Annotated in this window: 14 protein-coding genes; 10 read left to right on the top strand and 4 right to left on the bottom strand. The window is 64.7% G+C overall.

What is annotated here, in order from left to right:
- Positions 1 to 36: 36 nt before the first annotated feature.
- The 10 genes from EG850_RS09650 to EG850_RS09605 all read left to right on the top strand — a co-directional run bounded on the left by EG850_RS09650 (position 37) and on the right by EG850_RS09605 (position 11,954).
- A complete protein-coding gene (locus EG850_RS09650) occupies positions 37 to 525 on the top strand; it encodes a hypothetical protein (protein WP_124972932.1) in 489 nt (162 codons plus the stop codon).
- A gap of 442 nt (positions 526 to 967) precedes the next feature.
- Positions 968 to 1,453, top strand: a complete 486-nt coding sequence (locus EG850_RS09645; protein WP_124972930.1) for a GyrI-like domain-containing protein — start codon at positions 968 to 970, stop codon at positions 1,451 to 1,453.
- A 2-nt stretch (positions 1,454 to 1,455) separates the two neighbouring features.
- Positions 1,456 to 2,577: a class II histone deacetylase gene (locus EG850_RS09640; protein ID WP_124972929.1), complete on the top strand. Its 1,122-nt coding sequence runs from the start codon at positions 1,456 to 1,458 to the stop codon at positions 2,575 to 2,577.
- Between the two features lie 52 nt (positions 2,578 to 2,629).
- Positions 2,630 to 5,176, top strand: coding sequence for a DEAD/DEAH box helicase (locus EG850_RS09635; RefSeq protein ID WP_124972927.1), 2,547 nt, complete (start codon positions 2,630 to 2,632; stop codon positions 5,174 to 5,176).
- Positions 5,177 to 5,325: 149 nt separating this feature from the next.
- Positions 5,326 to 5,640, top strand: coding sequence for a hypothetical protein (locus EG850_RS09630; protein ID WP_124972925.1), 315 nt, complete (start codon positions 5,326 to 5,328; stop codon positions 5,638 to 5,640).
- Between the two features lie 106 nt (positions 5,641 to 5,746).
- Positions 5,747 to 6,256 (top strand): DUF4853 domain-containing protein, encoded by a 510-nt coding sequence (locus tag EG850_RS09625; protein ID WP_185715021.1) that lies wholly within the window; start codon positions 5,747 to 5,749, stop codon positions 6,254 to 6,256.
- 5 nt (positions 6,257 to 6,261) lie between these two features.
- Positions 6,262 to 7,884, top strand: a complete 1,623-nt coding sequence (locus tag EG850_RS09620; protein ID WP_124972922.1) for an alpha/beta hydrolase — start codon at positions 6,262 to 6,264, stop codon at positions 7,882 to 7,884.
- An 89-nt stretch (positions 7,885 to 7,973) separates the two neighbouring features.
- Positions 7,974 to 9,320 carry an EsaB/YukD family protein gene (locus tag EG850_RS09615; protein ID WP_124972920.1) on the top strand — a complete coding sequence of 449 codons (1,347 nt, stop codon included), beginning with the start codon at positions 7,974 to 7,976 and terminating at the stop codon, positions 9,318 to 9,320.
- 7 nt (positions 9,321 to 9,327) lie between these two features.
- Entirely contained in the window at positions 9,328 to 10,650 is a 1,323-nt protein-coding gene (gene eccB / locus EG850_RS09610; RefSeq protein ID WP_185715020.1) for a type VII secretion protein EccB, read from the top strand.
- The gene (locus tag EG850_RS09605; RefSeq protein ID WP_124972916.1) at positions 10,647 to 11,954 is read left to right on the top strand and encodes a S8 family serine peptidase; all 1,308 of its coding nucleotides are present in this window, start codon (positions 10,647 to 10,649) and stop codon (positions 11,952 to 11,954) included. The genes eccB and EG850_RS09605 overlap by 4 nt, the downstream gene beginning before the upstream one ends.
- Here EG850_RS09605 and EG850_RS09600 read toward each other — a convergent pair.
- From EG850_RS09600 to EG850_RS09585, 4 genes are read right to left on the bottom strand one after another with little or no spacing between them, the layout of a single operon-like run.
- On the bottom strand, positions 11,951 to 13,390 hold the full coding sequence (locus EG850_RS09600) for an FHA domain-containing protein (protein ID WP_124972914.1): 1,440 nt from the start codon (positions 13,388 to 13,390) through the stop codon (positions 11,951 to 11,953). The two genes, EG850_RS09605 and EG850_RS09600, sit on opposite strands and share 4 nt — an antisense overlap.
- Before the next feature lie 32 nt (positions 13,391 to 13,422).
- Positions 13,423 to 14,208: a hypothetical protein gene (locus EG850_RS09595; protein WP_124972912.1), complete on the bottom strand. Its 786-nt coding sequence runs from the start codon at positions 14,206 to 14,208 to the stop codon at positions 13,423 to 13,425.
- Positions 14,209 to 14,255: 47 nt separating this feature from the next.
- On the bottom strand, positions 14,256 to 16,046 hold the full coding sequence (locus EG850_RS09590) for a hypothetical protein (protein ID WP_124972910.1): 1,791 nt from the start codon (positions 16,044 to 16,046) through the stop codon (positions 14,256 to 14,258).
- On the bottom strand, positions 16,043 to 16,825 hold the full coding sequence (locus tag EG850_RS09585) for a hypothetical protein (RefSeq protein WP_124972908.1): 783 nt from the start codon (positions 16,823 to 16,825) through the stop codon (positions 16,043 to 16,045). The genes EG850_RS09590 and EG850_RS09585 overlap by 4 nt, the downstream gene beginning before the upstream one ends.
- Between the last annotated feature and the right edge of the window lie 243 nt (positions 16,826 to 17,068).

Raw genomic sequence — 17,068 nt, 5'->3', positions numbered from 1 at the left:
GGCGCTTCGGTCCTGACCACCGACGAAGGAGTCGCAATGCCAGATCCCACCGTTCAGTCTCCGGCTTTTCTCACGCACAAGACCGTGCACTCGGCCGTCGTTCGCGGCATCGACGTGCCGGTTGAAGACATGATCCGCTTCCTTGACGCCGCCTTCAGCGCGCTGCGCGCGGCCTCCGACGCCGCGGCTATTGCGGTCGATGGCTCGGGCTTCACGGTCTACCACACCGAGCTCGAGGGCAATATTCGCGTCGATGCGGGCTACCCGCTCATCGCGCAGCTCGACGGCCCGATCGAATTCAACGGCGTGACGATTGAGCCCGGCGAGCTTGAGGGCGGCGACCTCGCGCGTGCCGTGTTTGTTGGCCCGTACAGCGAACTGCGCGGCGCCTGGCTCGAGTTCCTCGAGGGTCTTGAGGCGCAGGGCAAGACCCCGGCCATGCCGTATGTCGAGGTCTACCGCGCGCTGCCGTCGCCCGTCGCCGACCCCTCGGCGTTGCGCACCGACCTGTTCGCGTACGTCTAAACACGCAATTCTCGCAGCGGCGGATGCACGGGCTCACGGCCCCGCGCATCCGCCGCTTGCGTTTGGCCCGCCTTGCAAGGGTGGGCGTCGTGGCGGAGTACCCCACCCATGGGTGGGGTACTCCGCCACGAGAGGGGTAGTTGCGCGGCGAGCGACACCACTGGCGCGCTGAGACGCTCAAACCCTGAGCGCTCGCGTCAAACCTGGGTCATGTTGCGAGCCTTCCCGCCATACCTGGGCCGCCGATCACTCAGGAATGGCGTCTTCGCCCAGGGATGCGGGCTTCGAGAACCTCAGCACACCCAAATGCGCCCCACCTCGCTGAGAGGGCGACTTGCACGCAACGTCCGGCTCGTTTTCGGGCGGGGCGATTTAGCGTGGAGGCAGCGCGCCCACTGAAGTGCGCAATTGCGCCAGCCCCATCACTGCAAGGAGCTACATCATGGCGAACCTCAGCCCGCTCGAAATCATTGACTTTCCGGGATTTCCCACCGCAGTAGTACGCGACAGAGACGTCGCCACAGCCAACCTTCACGAGTTTATGGACTCGTCATTCGGTGCCCTCGGCGCTGCCATCGGCAACGACGCCTTCACTCCCACCGGCCCCGCCTTCTCGCGCTATGACTCACCGTTCGGCGAACACGTCGACCTCGAGGTCGGCTTCCCCGTCGACAACCCCGTCGACAACGCGAACGAGCCGGTCATTGCCTCCGAACTTCCCGCAGGCCAACTCGCCACGGCAAAGTACACCGGCCCATATGATGGCCTCGGTGAGGCTTGGAGCGAGTTTCTCGCCGCCATCAGAGAAGCTGGCTACGTCACAATGCTCCCGTATTGGGAGGCGTACGACACCGAGCCCACCCCCGAAACCGACCCAAACACGCTCATCACCGGCCTTGCCGTGCGTGTAATGAAGAACGAAGAGTAAGCATGACCGCATCTCGTCGCACTGGATACATGTGGCACGAGCGGTTTGGCTGGCATGACACCGGCCACACCGCTGCAATTTGGCCGCCGAATCCGATGGTGCAACCCATCCAGGCGTTCGAGAACGCCGAAACGAAGACCCGCATGGCGAGCCTCATTGAGGTGAGCGGACTCGGTGACGAACTCACTCGCATCCGCCCGCGCGTGGCGACCGACGCCGAACTCGAGCGCGTGCACGATCGCGACTACCTCGACCGGCTCGAACGCGAGAGCGGGCACATCGGTGGTGAGGGTGGCGACGGCGAGACGATCTTCGGCGCGGGTTCGTACGACATCGCGCGCATCGCCGCGGGTGGGCTCATCGAGTGTGTGGATGCGGTGCTCGACGGCACCGTCGACAACGCGTATGCGCTCGTGCGTCCGCCCGGGCACCACGCTGAACCCGATCGCGGCCGCGGCTATTGCCTGCTCGCGAATGTGCCAATCGCAATCGAGCACGCCCGTGCCGAACGCGGCATCACCCGCGTGGCGATCGTTGACTACGACGTGCACCACGGCAATGGCGCCCAGCGCATCTACTGGGATGACCCAGCGGTGCTGCATATCTCGCTGCACCAAGATCGCCTCTTCCCGGTTGAATCGGGCGATCGCGAAGAGAACGGCGGCGGCGCCGGCGAGGGTGCGAATATCAACATTCCGCTGCCCTCGGGCTCGGGTCACGGCGCCTACTTCGACGCCTTCGACCGCGTGGTGGCGCCGGCACTGCGCAAGTTCCAGCCCGAGCTCATCATGGTCTCGAGCGGCTTTGACCCGTCGATGCTCGATCCGCTCGGATGCATGTCGGTCACCTCCGAGGGCTTCCGTGGTTTCGCGAAGAAGCTCCTCGCGCTCGCTGATGAACTGACCGAGGGTCGCATCGTGTTCTCGCACGAGGGCGGCTATTCGGCGGTCTACGTGCCGTTCTGTGGGCTCGCGGTCATTGAGGAAATGTCGGGCCACCGCACGGCTGTTGACGACGCGTTCGAAGAGGGCTGGCGTGAGAACCCGGCGCACATCCTGCGCGATGAGCAACGGGATGCGGTTGATCTCGCGGCCGCGCTCGTCGAGCGAGTGCCGACGCCGTAACGCTAAGCCCTGCGGCGCGGATGTCGGTCGGGCATGACAAGATCAAACCGACATGGTTTCCTTCTTGCCCGACCTCATCCCCGCCCTTGCCGACGCCGACGCACCCAACGACCCCGACCAGGTGCTCGAGGCATTCCTGGAGTGGACCACCGATCGCGGGATCGAGCTCTACCCCGCGCAAGAAGAAGCGGTCATGCATCTCGCGGCCGGGGCCAATGTCGTGCTCGCGACGCCGACCGGCACCGGCAAGTCGCTCGTCGCCACGGCTGCCCACGCCTTCTGCATCGCCGAGGGCGGCCGCACCTATTACACGGCCCCCATCAAGGCGCTCGTGAGCGAGAAGTTCTTCGCGCTCGTCGAAATCTTCGGTGCTGAGCGGGTCGGTATGGTCACCGGCGACAGCTCGGTGAACCCGGATGCGCCGATCATCTGCTGCACGGCCGAGATTCTCGCGAACAAGGCCCTGCGCGAGGGCAAGGCGGCTGATGTCGATCAGGTGGTGATGGATGAGTTCCACTACTACGGTGACGATCAGCGCGGCTGGGCCTGGCAGGTGCCGCTACTCCTGCTGCCGCGCGCGCAGTTCTTGCTCATGTCGGCAACCCTCGGCGATACCGAGAAGCTCCGCACCGACCTCACGAAACGCACCGGCCGACCCACCGAGCTCGTCGCCGGCGCCACCCGCCCGGTGCCGCTGAGCTACGAGTACGTGCTCACACCCGTACATGAAACCGTCGAACGACTTCTCGACGACAACGAAGCGCCGATTTACATCGTGCACTTCGCGCAGGCCGCGGCCGTCGAGCGGGCGCAGGCGCTGTCAAGCATGAAGATCGCAAGCAAAGAGCAGCGCGATCGTATTGTCGAGGCGATTGGCGGGTTTCGATTTACGACCACCTTTGGCCGCTCGCTGTCGCGGTGGTTGCGCCAGGGCATCGGCGTGCATCACGCGGGCATGCTGCCGCGCTATCGAAGGCTTGTTGAGGTGCTCGCCCAGCGCGGACTCCTGCGGGTGATTTGCGGCACCGACACGCTTGGCGTCGGTATCAACGTGCCGATTCGCTCGGTGCTCGTCACTGCCCTCGCGAAATTCGATGGCAATAGGATGCGGCACCTCAGCGCCCGCGAATTCCACCAGATTGCCGGGCGCGCGGGCCGCGCGGGCTACGACGATCACGGCACGGTGGTTGTTGAAGCTCCCGAACACGTCGTTGAGTATGAGGCGGCGGTGACGAAGGCGGCGGGTGACCCGAAGAAGCAGCGCAAGATTACTCGCAAGCAGCCGCCCAAGGGCTTCGTCAATTGGACCGAAGCGACCTTTGAGCGCATCACGAACGCCGAGCCCGAAGCGCTCACGAGCCACATGCATATCACCTCGGCGATGCTCGTGAACGTCGTCGCGCGCGGGGGAGACGTGTTTGAGCATGTGCGCCAGCTCTGCTTCGACAACCACGAACCGCGCGCCCGACAATTCGAGCTAGCCCGACGCGCTCTCGAACTGGGCCGCACGCTCATCGAGGCCGGCATCATCGAAGTCGACCGCGAGCATCCGGTTGCCCCCGGCCGCCCGCGACTGAGCCTCACGGTCGATCTGCAAGCGAACTTCGCGCTCAATCAGCCGCTTTCGCCATTCGCGCTCGCGGTGCTTGAAGTGCTCGACCCGGAGCCGCAGCCCGATTCGATTGGCACGGGTAACTATGCGCTCGATGTCGTGAGCGTCATCGAATCGACACTCGATGACCCGCGGCCACTGCTCATGCAACAGCAGTTCAAGGCGCGCGGCGAGGCCGTCAATGCGATGAAGGCTGAGGGCATTGAGTACGAGGAGCGCATGGAACTGCTCGAAGAGGTCACCTGGCCGAAGCCGCTCGACGAGGTGCTCGAGCAGGCCTATGACGAGTTCGCCGAAACCCAGCCCTGGGTGCGCGACTTTGAGCTACGGCCGAAGTCGGTGGTGCGGGACATGTACGAGCGGGCGATGAGCTTTGCCGAATACATCGGCTTCTACGATCTCGCTCGCTCAGAAGGCCTCGTGTTGCGATATCTCTCGGATGCGTACCGCGCGCTCATGCACACGGTGCCCGAAGACGTGCGCAACGGCGAGCTCGATGACCTCATTGAGTGGCTCGGCGAGCTCGTGCGCCAGGTCGACTCCTCGCTCGTGGATGAATGGGCCGAGCTCGTTGCGCCCGTCGGTGATGATGGCCTGCCGGTGGTGCCGCCCGCACCACCGAGCATCGTCGCGAACGCGCGGGCGTTTACGGTGCTCGTGCGCAATGAACTCTGGCGACGCGTGCAACTCGCGGCGTTGGAGCGCGACGACGAACTCAACGCACTCGACCCGGCGGTCGACTGGCCCGAAGTGCTCGACGAGTACTACGAGGAGTACGACTTCATTGCCGTCGATGCGGCCGCGCGGTCGCCGCAGTTCTGCCGCATCGACACCGAGCGGCAGGGGTCGGGGTTCTGGGATGTGGAGCAAACGCTCGTCGACCCCGACGGCGACCACGCTTGGCGCATTCGTGCCGAGGTTGACCTGGGTGCATCGGTCGAAGAAGGCACTGCCATCGTGCGCGTCACCGAGGTCGTGCGGCTCTAAGCCACCAGCCCAGTCAATCCCGAGGATGACCCCTCGGCCATTCATGGGCCTCATCAAACCTGCGGATGAAGCTGGTTTGGCGACGCCAAACTGGCTGTGTTTCGTCGTTACAGTGAATCATCCGTGCATTCCGTGCAAGAGGGGACGAGATGGCTGACTTAGATCTCACTGCGGGCGAGTTTACTGAACTGGCCGGCCACCTCGACGATATTTCGGCAGATGCGTCCGGCGCGAATGGCACTGAAGTTGCACTGAACTCCGTCGCGACGGCCATACCCGGCGCGACTGCAGTGGCGAGTCTGTCGACGGCCGGTAGCGGTCTCGACGAGCGAGTCCACGGACTCGTGACGCGTCTCGCAGAGTTCTCGCTCGATGTCATCCTCGCCGAGCAAGCCTTGCACGCAGCCGATTCGGCCGGGGAACAGCGCTTCCGCATTGGTCCCACCGGCCAGTGGGCGGTGTAGGTCGATGCCCGCACGATCATCAATTTCTCGCGCTCGGCTCGGTATCGCCGCAACACTACTCTCTGCCTTTCTACTCACCGGATGCACCTCGACAGGAGACAGCGACATGAACGGATTTCCAAATGTCGATGGTGAGGCACCAGTCTCACAACGTGAATCACTCAACGACTATGCCGATCGGGTGCTACCGGTTGTCGATGATTTCCAGCATGCGGTCTCGGCAGCCGGGGCGGGTGAATTGCGGGTTGGTGAGGCGGGTATCCCGCGCTTCCCGGTGCGTCCGTGTGGTGACGATACGTGGAGCATTACGGCGCTTGCCGCTGTCGGTTCACTTGTACCTCTTGAGACCCTAATGACCCTCGGCAATGAGCATTTCCTCAAGCTCGGGTTCTCTGAGCCGCAGCAATTCGACAACGGCACGGGTGTCGTCACGGTTCGGTGGTTTGATCCGGTCAACGGTGGTTATGTGTCTGCAACTTGGGCGGAGGGTAGCCACACCGGAATGCTGAGTATGTCGGGTTGCCGTCTCGTGACTGAACCGAAGGCGCTTGAAGCCGACCTCGCAGCAAAGTTCCCTTATGAAGCTGGCTTCGCGACACCTGAGCCCGCGAAATAGTCGACATGGTTACCTGGGCTGAAGTTCAGACTTGGCAGCGCGGCCCCCTTGATGATGCGGTTCAGGCGGCACATGATCGGCGGAGCACGCTCGAGCGCGTTGCCGACGATCTCACCACTCGACGCGGTGCGCTCGATGCGCAGGGCCAGACGGCAGATGCCGTCAGGGCGGCGCTCGATCGCGAATCCGATGTTGCTGACGACCTCGTCGCGCAATTCTCGGAGCTCGTGCTCGCATCGGCCGAAGCCTCGGACGGGGTTTGGGAGATTGAAACGGCCGTGCACGAATGCATCACCTACGCCGAGATCCAAGGGTTAGTGATCTCGAGTACGGGTGCCGTCTCGATTGCGGCTTGGAAACAGGCAGACATCGACCTAGACAACGCTGGCGGTGGGTATGGCCGTGTTCAATCAATCGCACAATCGGCGTTGCTTGAACTCGAGAGCGCCATAAGCAATGTGCTCACCTCTGCCGACACGGTCGACAGCAACTACAAGACGCGACTTGACGCGCTATCGACGGTGGATTCCACTGAGGGATCAGGTTCATTCTCACAAGGGTTGCCCGACCGTCCCAACCCAGACTGGTCCGCAACTGAAGTCGCGGCCTGGTGGAATGCCCTCACCGACGAGGAGCGCGCGCTCATCATCGCCAACGACCCTGACGCCATCGGCAATCTCAACGGTATTGACGCCCACTCACGCGATCTCGCCAATCGGAATCGGCTGGCAGGCCTGATCGAAGCAGCCGAAGCGGAAGTGGCTGCTGAATTGGCCGAACTCATTGAGAGTGAAGGCGCGAATTCGAGTAGCTATCGGGATGCGGTGAACAGGCTAAATGACCTGCGGCAAACACAAGAGTCGCTCGAAAACTGGCCAGGCACATCCTTGCTCCTGCTTGATGCGACCAGCGGCGACCAAGTCCGCGCGGCCGTGGCCATCGGCGACGTTGATAACGCGGCCCACGTCGGCACCTACGTGCCGGGGATGACCACGAACGTGCGCGACAGTCTCGACGGGTCAATCAACGACGTGAACAACCTGCGCCAGAACGCAATTGACCGCTCCGGTCTGCCGCCGAGCGACGTCGCCATGATCGCTTGGCTCGGCTACGACGCGCCTCCGGGAGCAATTGAAGCTGCTGGTACAAGTCGTGCCGAAGAAGGGGCTGGACTCCTGTCGGGATTCCTCGAAGGCATCCAGGCCTCGCACACGGCGAGTGGCTCGGGCGACTCACACATGTCGGTGTTTGGCCACTCCTACGGGTCTACGACTTCCGGCATGATGACCACCGAAGTGAACGTTGGAGTCGTTGACGACCTCGTGATGTTTGGGTCTCCCGGATCGGGCGCGCAAGATATTCGCGACTACAACATCGATTCCGGTGGTGCCTATGTGTCGGCGGTCGACTCGTACGATGCCGTACAAGGCATCGGCCCGGATGGCTCATTCGGTGTGAACCCGACAAAGCTCGATGGCGTAGAGCATCTCTCGAATGACACCCCACCCTGGTCGGGCCAATGGTGGAACCCGTTCGCGCGCCACTCCGATTACCTCAAGCTCAACCCCGATGGCACCCCGACGGGCACACTCGACGACTTCGCCGATGTGCTCACCGACCGCAAGTAGTGGCGGAGGGATCCGTCCACTGGCCGACGAGCCAGTTTGGAGCATCCGGGTAAAGTGCTGGGGGCACACGTAACAACCACGGGGGAGCAATGGCAACGCGGTCTGGCGAGGGCATCCTGGCAATGATTCCGGTGACCTTCACGACCGGTGACAGCAGCTACGACATTGCCCTGCCGGCAACGCTGCCCCTGGCTGAAGTCGTGCCGATGGTCGTCGACGAGATGGGCCTACTCACGGCGAATGCCGCATCGATCGGCTTCCGGGTGCGCGATGAACTCGGCGAGGTGATCCCACTTGACCGCACGCCGGAACAAGCCGAACTGGCCGCCGGTGACGTGCTGCGCCTCGAACTCGGCGACAAGCGCGAGGACGAACGCCGCTACGACGACCTGGTCGAGGCGCTTGGCGACGCCGTCGAAGCGCGCGGCACCGGGTGGAACGGCGACGACTCCCTCCGCGTTGCCGTTGCCTCAGCAGTCGCACTCCTCCTCATCGTCGCGATCATGCTCTTCCAACTCGGTGGCATGGTTGCCCTCGCCGCCGGCGCAGGCGCCGCCATCATCGCTATCGCCGCCGCGATCGTCATTGCGCGAGTCGGGCAACCGGTAAGCGCACTCATCGTGCATGCCACCGCGGCGGTCTTGTCTGGCGCCGCAGCCACAGCACTCTTCGACGACCTTGGCACACAACTCATCGCTGCCGGCTCCGCACTCGTCGTTGTCGGCGGTCTCGGTTTCGTGACCTTGCGAGGCCAGCGAGGGCAAGCATCCCCGCCGATCGCTGGACTCGTCGGCGTGCTCTACGCCGGCGTCATGCTGCTGTGGGCCGGGCTCGCACGCGCCGTGATCGGCCTCGACGCCGAATTCGTGGCGATCACCACCGCCACTGTGACCGGTCTCATGCTCATCGTCGCGCCCTGGATTGCCCTCGCGCAGACGCCGATGGGCGTGTTCATCCCGCGCAATGACGAGGAACGCGCGCGCGACACGCACGTCTACACCGACCACCAGGTGCGCGGCCACGAAGCCATCGGTCGAGCCGTGAATCTCAGCCTCAAGATTGCCGGCGGCGTGGTGCTCCTCGTGTGCGTGCCCTGGATCGTGAGTGGCGGCGTTGCTGCGCTCGTGCTGCTCGGAGCGATTGGCGCATCCCTATTGCTGAATACCCGGCAGGTCTACGACCGCACCGAGGTGCTTGTCGGCGTGATCACCGGCGCAGGTGCACTCGTTGGCGGTGCCATCTTCACCGCCCTACAACAACCCCACTTGGCGCAATGGGTTGTCTTTGCGGTCATCCTCGTTGCCGCGCTCGTGCTCGCCATCGGTGCACTCAACCGCGTCGTGTCGGCAAACCTCGATCGCCTCGCCGATCTACTCTCGGTGCTGGCCCTGCTTACGATCATCCCGGCCGCCGTCATCGCCCTCGGATTCGTGTAGGCGCACCGTGGCATCCAGCAAAGACATCCTCGACGCTCAGCGGTTCAACCGTCGCCGACTCGTCGCAGCCTTCAACTCGGGCACTCCGGGCGGCCGTGAAGTCGAACTGCAATCACCCATCGGCCCGCTGGCCATCGGCATCGCGCTCACCATCATCATCCTCGTCGGCGCGTGGATTTTTGGGCGCTTCTCGCCCGCCCTTCCCGGCAACTGGGCAAACGGCATCGTGATCACTGACAGTGATACCGGCGCGCAATACTTCACGATCGACGGCACCCTGCACCCGGTGCGCAATCAGATCAGTGCGCAATTGCTCGCCGCGGGCCCAGGCCTCGACCGCACCACGGTCGACTCGAGCACGCTCAATGACATTCCGCGCGGCCCAGAGATCGGCATCGTCGACGGACCCGCCGCGGTGCCCGCCCCCGAACTCCTCGCAAACTCGGGATGGATTGCCTGCCCGGCCGATGACGCCGCTCACGTGACCATTGGCGGCGAAGTGCCCGCGGGCGCCGCGATTGGCGGTGCGCTCGTGGAGCATCAAGGCACCACCTTCCTCGTCGCCGAAGGGCGCCGCTACGAAATTGCCGAGGCTGATCTCGCGACGGTGCGCATCGCGCTTGGTTGGGAAGCGAACGAGATCACGAGCGTCGGTTCGGCCTGGCTCGATCTGTTCGACCTCGGCTCGCCGGTGGCCCCCTGGAGTTTCGACGGTGCCGGCGGTGCGGCGGAGATGCGCGGTGCGCTCACGACCGCTCAGCTCGGCACCGTCGTTGAAGTGCCGGATGGGCAGAATCTGCGCCGCTACCTCGTGGTGGCACCTGGCACGCTCGCGCAGATTACCGATTTTGATTACCAGCTCTATGTCGTCGGCGGTGGAGCGCAGATGGGCAACGCGTTGCGCGCCTCGCTCGCCGATATCGCGGAACTCACGGTGTCGACCGACCGTTTTGCCCCCGCCGATTGGCCGAGCACGATCCCGGGTCTCGAAGCAGCCGGCACCGTGCCTTGCGCGGTGCTCACCGAATCGCAGGGGCAGACTCACTCGACGCTCATCCAGGCCGTGCCGCCGACGCAGCGCGAAGTCGTTGTCGCGGGCGGTACCGGTGCCCTCGTACGCGCGACCTCGGGCGGTGCCCTCGGTGCCATCTACGTGGTGACCGATGCGGGCATCGCCTACGGCCTCGCCGGCAACGAGGGTGATGTCGTGCAGCGGCTCGGCTACCAGCTCACCGATGTGACGAATGTGCCGGCACCGTGGGTACGGCTTCTGCCAGTTGGGCCAACCCTTTCGGTCGAGGCAGCCTGGGCGACGGTGCCGCTGACATGATTTGTGACCGGAAGCATCGACCAGTCACCTGCCGGGCGCTGGCACTGCTGCTCGCCGGTGGTGTGTGGATCGGCGCACTGAATTCCAGCCCGGCCGAAGCACGCGCGTCACTGGCCCCGGATGCGGTGGTCACGGGCATCCTCTCGGCACCGGCCCCGCAACAGGGCGACGTCGGCACCTGCGAACGCGGCAATCCGCAGTATCTGCCCGATACGCCGCTCGCGTTCCCGCTGCTCGGAATCGAACGCGCCAACCAGGTTTCTACAGGTGAGGGCATCAAAGTCGCCATCGTTGACTCCGGTGTCGACGCGGCGAACGCGCACCTCACCACCGTGACGGCATCCGGCACCGACTTTGTGAGTGCTGGCGGCAATGGCAAGACCGACGCTGAGGGACACGGTACGGCGATCGCCGGCATCATCGCCGCGCAACCGGTTGAGGGGTCTGGCCTCGTCGGCGTCGCGCCCGGCGCCGAGATCCTGCCCGTTCGCGTGTACGAAGCGACTTCCTCGCTCGGCCCCGGCACCAACCCCATCCCGCCCACGCCCGAGACGACTGCCGCGGGCATCCGTTGGGCGTCGTCGCAGGGTGCGCAGATCATTGTGGTCGCGTTGTCGACCCCGGTTGACTCGCCCGAACTTGCCGGAGCTGTGGCCGACGCGCTCGCGGCAGGCTCGCTCGTCGTGGCGAGCGCAGGAAACCGGGCGACCGCGAACGAGGGCGAAGCAGGCGACGGGGTGCGGTACCCCGCGGGCTATGACGGCGTGCTCGCGGTGACTGCCGTAGACAACGCAGGTGCACCGACCGAGGCCTCGATTCACGGGCCACATGTCTCGGTGGCCGCACCGGGTCAGCATGTGCTTGTCTCGTGGTTCGCCGATGGCGATTGCTTCGTGTCGCAGGATGCTCCTTCGTCAAGTTTCGCGACGGCGTACGCTGGCGGCATTGCTGCGCTCGTCGCGGCAAGCCATCCCGACGAGGGCCCGGAAATGTGGCGCTGGCGTATCGAATCGACAGCGCTGCGTTCATCGGCAAGTGACCGCGACGACCTCGTGGGCTGGGGCATTGTCGCCCCCTATGACGCGGTGACGGTCATCCCGTCGGCGCAGTTGCCTGGGCCGCTGATGCCAGGCGGGGTAAGGGAGCCGGCCCCCGGGCACGCCGGTCAGGTACCGCCAGAGGCCGCCGCGAACCCGCTCGCGGTGCGTGCTGAAACCGCGCTCATTGTGACCGGAGCCGGTGTGCTTGTGGTGAGCGTGCTTTGGCTTGTGCGCCGGGCGCGAGAACTTCGAGGCCGTCGCTAAGCGAGCCAGAGGGCGGCGCCATCACCGAGGTCGATGATGTCACCCCGGTCAAGCACGACGGGAACCTGCGGGGTGAGCGGCTCGGGGAAGCGGCCGTTTCGCAACAGCTGGGTGCCATTGGCTGAGTTGAGATCCCAAACGAGCACATTGCCGGCGTCGTAGGTGACGATGCAATGGGACCGCGAAATCTCTTCACGCGGCGAAATCATCGTGAGGGTCTGTGCGCCATGTGGGTTCGGGGCGCGCTCGGCCGAGGGGTGGCGGCCGATGACAACGGATGCGGTGAGCGTTACCAGGTGCCCCTGGTTCGAGACGAGCTGTGGCACGAACGGTGCCGGAGGCTCGGTGGCTGCGGCCGGTGGCGCGGCGGGAGCTGGGGCCGCTGCTGTTGCGGCTGGGGCGGGTGGCGTCGGTGATCCGCTTGATGTCGGTACCGCCGGGGGCATTGCCGCTGGTGGCGCTTGGATCGGTGCTGATGGTGCCACCGGTACTTGCGGATGCGCAGTCGGTGCAGTGAAGCGTTGAGCTTGGAAAACCGGGGGAGCGGTGGGCGCGGGTGCGTCCATCTGCGGCGGCGTCATCGCGGTCTGCGAGATCACCGGAATCGGGGCAGGTGCGGAAGGTGGCTGCGCCGCAGGGGGATTCGTCGAAAACCCCATGCGCATCGGCACATCGTGAACGGTGTAGTCGTCAACTTCGCTCACCGGCTGGGGCGCCGACGGTTGCGGCGCGGGCGATTGTGGCGCCGCTGACGGCGGCGCGGAAGACGGCGGTGCGGAAGGTGGCACATCGTGAATCGTCGCGTCGAGATCTTCGACGGGGGCGGCAGGCGGCCGTGGTGATTCGCGAACAGCTGGCTCAGTGTCGCTGTCGTCCCGTACACCGCCGTTCGACTCCGCGGAATCTGCGTGGCCGGGGTCAACAACGGTGACCGCGGGAGGCGCCTGCACCGGGTCAATCACGTCGATCGCCGGTGCGGCTTCCGGCTCCGTCACCGGGAGTTCGCCCCAGGTAACCTCAGCGGCTGCCGCAATACCAGAACCCAGGGGCCATGCTCGTGCATCCTCGTTCGCCGCGGCGACGTCACCGATGCGTATCTGCCAGCCCAGCGCCTCAGCAACCGCGCCGCCGCGCCAGCCCGCGCGAAACTCGGCAAGCTCGGCAACTTCGCGACTCGGGGTGATGATTCGCCAGTGCACGTCGTCGCCGCGAACGACGAAGGTGGTCGCCTTAGGCGCGACGGCGATGACTGCAATATCACCGTCACGGTCGGCAATGCTTGACATGGGATCGCGCTCCGCGAGCAGTGCCTCGTACACGGCCTCGGCACGATCGGCGAGCGAAGTAGCGAGCAGGATTGTCGTAGAGCCATGACGCACGACGACCCCGGTGCCCGCGCGATAGCGGACACCGGGACCGGCGGGAGAATCACTCATCGCGATCTATTATGCGTACTCCCAAGGCGCCATTACGCCACGGGTGGCCAATTGCCGCCAGGGAAGTGCGCAGTCGCAGCCTCGAGGTTCGACGTCATGGTCTCGAACGCCGCCGCCTGCTGTTGCACGAGCAGGACGCTCTCTTCGATCAGGATGACCACGTCGATGGTGAGTGGGACCACTTCGAGCAGCACCGTCATGATGGCTGCCGGAATGGTGACGATCGCCGCGGCTTCGGCGGCGACGCTGAGAATCGTGAGGATGATGCTCACAATGAGGCCGAGGAGTGCCGTGTAGAAGGCCTGGCCGCGCTCGGCAGCGTCGTCGAGCAGATCGGCCTGCTGGTTGGCGATCGTGCTGCCAAAGAATGCCGCGTCGGTCGACTTGGCCGCGAACTCGCGGTATTTCTGCGCTGCTTCACCCTGCCAGGTGCTGTTGGGAGAGCGTAGTCCGTTCGGCGCGGTGAGCTCAGAGACATCAAACATGAGGTCGGAGATTTCTCGCCACTTGTCGGCGTAGCTCGGCAAAATCCAGGGCATGAAGACGCCCTTGATGAATTCAAAGATCTGTTGCGCGATCTCTTTGAGACTCGAGACAAATTCATTGAATTCGTTCAGCGCATCGCTCAACGCACTGAAAATGCCACCGATGTCGGAGTCGCCAAACACGCTTGAGATCCACTCGAAGCCGTCTGCAATCCAGCCGCCGACGGTGCCGAGTGTGCTCTCGATCCACCCGAGTACATCTTCGGCGGTGGGCAGGAGCTCGTCGGCGCGCACGCAGACCTGATTGGGGGTATCGCTGGTAAAAGCACTCATTTTCCGTAGTCCTTAGTACAGATTCATCGAAGTCGGGTTGATCCGGGCTAGGGGAGGCGGATGCGGGGACGTCGGGGACGATTGCCGCGATCTGATCCCGAACTCGGCGAATCCGTGGGTCGGGTTCGGTCGGAATTTCCGTGGTTATTTTGCGTGTTGTTCTGGGTGTTGTTTTGCGTGTTGTTCTGCGTGTTATTCGACGTGGAACTCTGGTCATTCGTCGTCGTGGTGGTGGTCGACGGGGAGTAGGTGATGGGCGGGCTTACCGTGACGTTGGTGTTGCTCGTCGAGTTATCGACATCGCCGTTGTAGATGGTGTTGCCATCACCGTTGACGACGGTGTTGCCATCGCCGTAGCTCGACGGGTAGGAGTACTGCGGATTGGTGTCCACCGTTTGGAAGCTGCCTTCGCCCTGGGCGTCGGTTTGCGCGAACGACAGCGCAATGTCGACCAGTGCGTCATCGGCATTCTCGCTTTCGGCCTGACCCGATTGCGCGAGCTGCTGAAAGAGCTGCGCGATGCGGTTGTTTGGGCCCTGAATGGCAAAGTAAATGCCGGCTTCGAGGCCGTGCCACTCGCATTCGCGGGCGATGCCATCGACGTCGCTCAGTAGATCGGCAACCTCGTCCCAGACCTTCGTTTCATTGCGAACCTCTTCGGGGTTCACCCGAATGTTCTCGCCGGTGGGTGGGCTGGGTGGCGCGCAATTGGTGGCCTGACCATCGTCGTCGGCCCCGGAGTCGCTGCTCCCGCTGTCGCTACTGCCGGAGTCGCTGTTTCCCGTGTTGCCGTTGTTGCCGCCAGGGCCATTAGGGCTGCTCCCGCCGGGGCTGCTGGGGCCGCCGCCGGGGCTCGTAGGACCGCCACCAGGGCTGTGTGGTGTCGGCTGCGGACCAGGCTCGGGCTGGGGCGCCGGTTCGGGTTCGGGTGTCTCAACTTCCGGCTCCGGCTTGCCGGGAGTGCCGGGCGGAGTGGGGAGCTCAGGATCCGCACCGTCATCGCCGGTTTCTTCCGAGTCGTCCTGTTCGGGGTCGTCCTGTTCGTCGTCGCCCGACTCGTCGTCAGCTTCGTCGGAATCCTCGGCTTCGCCAGCTTCGCCAGCTTCGCCAGCTTCGCCAGCTTCGTCAGCTTCGTCAGACTCGTCGCCCTCGCCGCTGTCGGCATCGTCATCGGTTACTTCGTCGGCCGCATCCTCCTCGGCCGCTTCCTCGTCGGCCGCATCCTCGTCATCGCCGACGCCTGGCTCATCGTCAAGATTGGGGAGCCCACCAGTGGCATCGTCACCGCGGATGCTCGCCAAGAACTCCGCGAGGGCGGGCGGCACAGTGTCATCGGGATCGATGATGATCACCGTGTTGTCGTTGTCGTCGACGAATACCTGCGGCACGGTGTCGCCGTCGCCGGCGACAGTTCCCTCGGTGCCCGGTGCGGGCGCCGAGGTCGTTGCTGGTGCATCCGTCACTGCCGCTTCCGGCCGCGTCGCCGGTGCCACGGGGGCAGCCCCGCCGGCACCCGGTGCACCACTACCGGCACCTGCAGCACTACCCGCATCCGCGCCGCCGCCAGCATCCGCACCGCCGCCAGCCTGCTGCGATGCCGCCCCGGGCACAGACCCGTCAACGCTCATCGCCCCGGCTTCGCGCGGCACATCGGTGGTAGCAGGCACGCCCGTGGTTGGCGCAGCACCGGCAGTTACCGCATCATCAAGCCCTGCGAACGCTAGGGTCTCCTGGTCGCCGCTGCCGGGCAACGAGCCCGACATCGGCGCACCGCTGGTAGCCGGGCCCGCGGGCGCGGCGCTCGCCGGGCGGCGCTGTTCAAAGCTCTGGTTGGTCATGCGGAGGTCTCCTTCGCTTGCAACTGCATTGCGCGCAGCGCAGTGATGATGGCCGTGGCCGCGGCGTGCGCCTGCGTACTCGCATCGCGCATTGCTTGAGCGTTCGACCGCTCGGCCGGGTTCACGGCGGAAGATTCAGCGTCGAGGGCATCGGCGAGTGCCGTCGCCAGGGCGGCATTGATGCGTGTCGTCGAGGCGTCGTAGACGAATTGCGGTTCGAGGACGACCGCGACGAGCACGCCAGCGAGCAGCACCACCCGCGCGGGCTTGCGCTGCTGCAGCTCATCGGTCACACCAGCCATCGTCCGTTGCGCGATTTCACGCGCCTCGGGCACGAAGTCATTGGCGGCACCAATCACTTCAGCCGGTGAGTCACCCAGGGCCGGACCTGCTGCATTCGCGCGGGCAAATGCCTGCTCAATGTCTTGGTCAGAAATGTCACTCAGCGCCTCGGGATGCTGGTCGAGATAATCCTGCGCACGCTTGCTTCGGTCGAGCTCGACCTTGCGCGCAACCCCGGCCACGGCAGCACTGAGTTCTTCAGGACTGTAGTGATGCTCCCAACCCGGCTCGACATGAATATCGACGGGCGCACCATCACGATCAATCTCAATGGAGATCACCTCGTGCGGGTCACTCGCAGTGATCGCACCGCCATGTCTACGAATGGCGAGCACGCGACGCATCGAGTCGTAGGAACGACGACGAGCCACTTCCAGGCGCTGACGGGTCGCTTGCAATCCGCGAGCTTGCGCTGCTCGTTCGAAGGCATTCGGCACTTGGCGGTCTCCTTGCTGACTGAGGACATCGTCATCGTATGTACGGGCGGGGCCTGGTGGCGTCGGCCCTGCGGTCGATCCCATTTTGGAACGCCCGCCCAGCGTGCAACTTGAGGATGACGAATCCGAAGCCTCGTTGCTGCGACTCTGGGCGGATGCTCCGAGTTAGACGTACCTGATAGTTTGCAGGGTCGAAGAGTACTGTTCGCCGACCGTCGGATCGAGTGCTGTGGGGAAGCTGTC

It is taken from the genome of Gulosibacter macacae (assembly GCF_003865375.1).
In the GTDB taxonomy this organism is placed as follows: domain Bacteria; phylum Actinomycetota; class Actinomycetes; order Actinomycetales; family Microbacteriaceae; genus Gulosibacter; species Gulosibacter macacae.
The sequence above is the reverse complement of the archived record's forward strand: the minus strand, read 5'-3'. Positions and strand labels throughout refer to the sequence as shown.

Coding starts and splice junctions, on each gene's coding strand:
- EG850_RS09630 (WP_124972925.1), top strand. CDS start 5,326: ATGGCTGACTTAGATCTCACTGCGGGCGAGTTTACTGAACTGGCCGGC.
- EG850_RS09635 (WP_124972927.1), top strand. CDS start 2,630: ATGGTTTCCTTCTTGCCCGACCTCATCCCCGCCCTTGCCGACGCCGAC.
- EG850_RS09625 (WP_185715021.1), top strand. CDS start 5,747: ATGAACGGATTTCCAAATGTCGATGGTGAGGCACCAGTCTCACAACGT.
- EG850_RS09645 (WP_124972930.1), top strand. CDS start 968: ATGGCGAACCTCAGCCCGCTCGAAATCATTGACTTTCCGGGATTTCCC.
- EG850_RS09620 (WP_124972922.1), top strand. CDS start 6,262: ATGGTTACCTGGGCTGAAGTTCAGACTTGGCAGCGCGGCCCCCTTGAT.
- EG850_RS09615 (WP_124972920.1), top strand. CDS start 7,974: ATGGCAACGCGGTCTGGCGAGGGCATCCTGGCAATGATTCCGGTGACC.
- EG850_RS09600 (WP_124972914.1), bottom strand. CDS start 13,390: ATGAGTGATTCTCCCGCCGGTCCCGGTGTCCGCTATCGCGCGGGCACC.
- EG850_RS09640 (WP_124972929.1), top strand. CDS start 1,456: ATGACCGCATCTCGTCGCACTGGATACATGTGGCACGAGCGGTTTGGC.
- EG850_RS09590 (WP_124972910.1), bottom strand. CDS start 16,046: ATGACCAACCAGAGCTTTGAACAGCGCCGCCCGGCGAGCGCCGCGCCC.
- EG850_RS09650 (WP_124972932.1), top strand. CDS start 37: ATGCCAGATCCCACCGTTCAGTCTCCGGCTTTTCTCACGCACAAGACC.
- EG850_RS09595 (WP_124972912.1), bottom strand. CDS start 14,208: ATGAGTGCTTTTACCAGCGATACCCCCAATCAGGTCTGCGTGCGCGCC.
- EG850_RS09605 (WP_124972916.1), top strand. CDS start 10,647: ATGATTTGTGACCGGAAGCATCGACCAGTCACCTGCCGGGCGCTGGCA.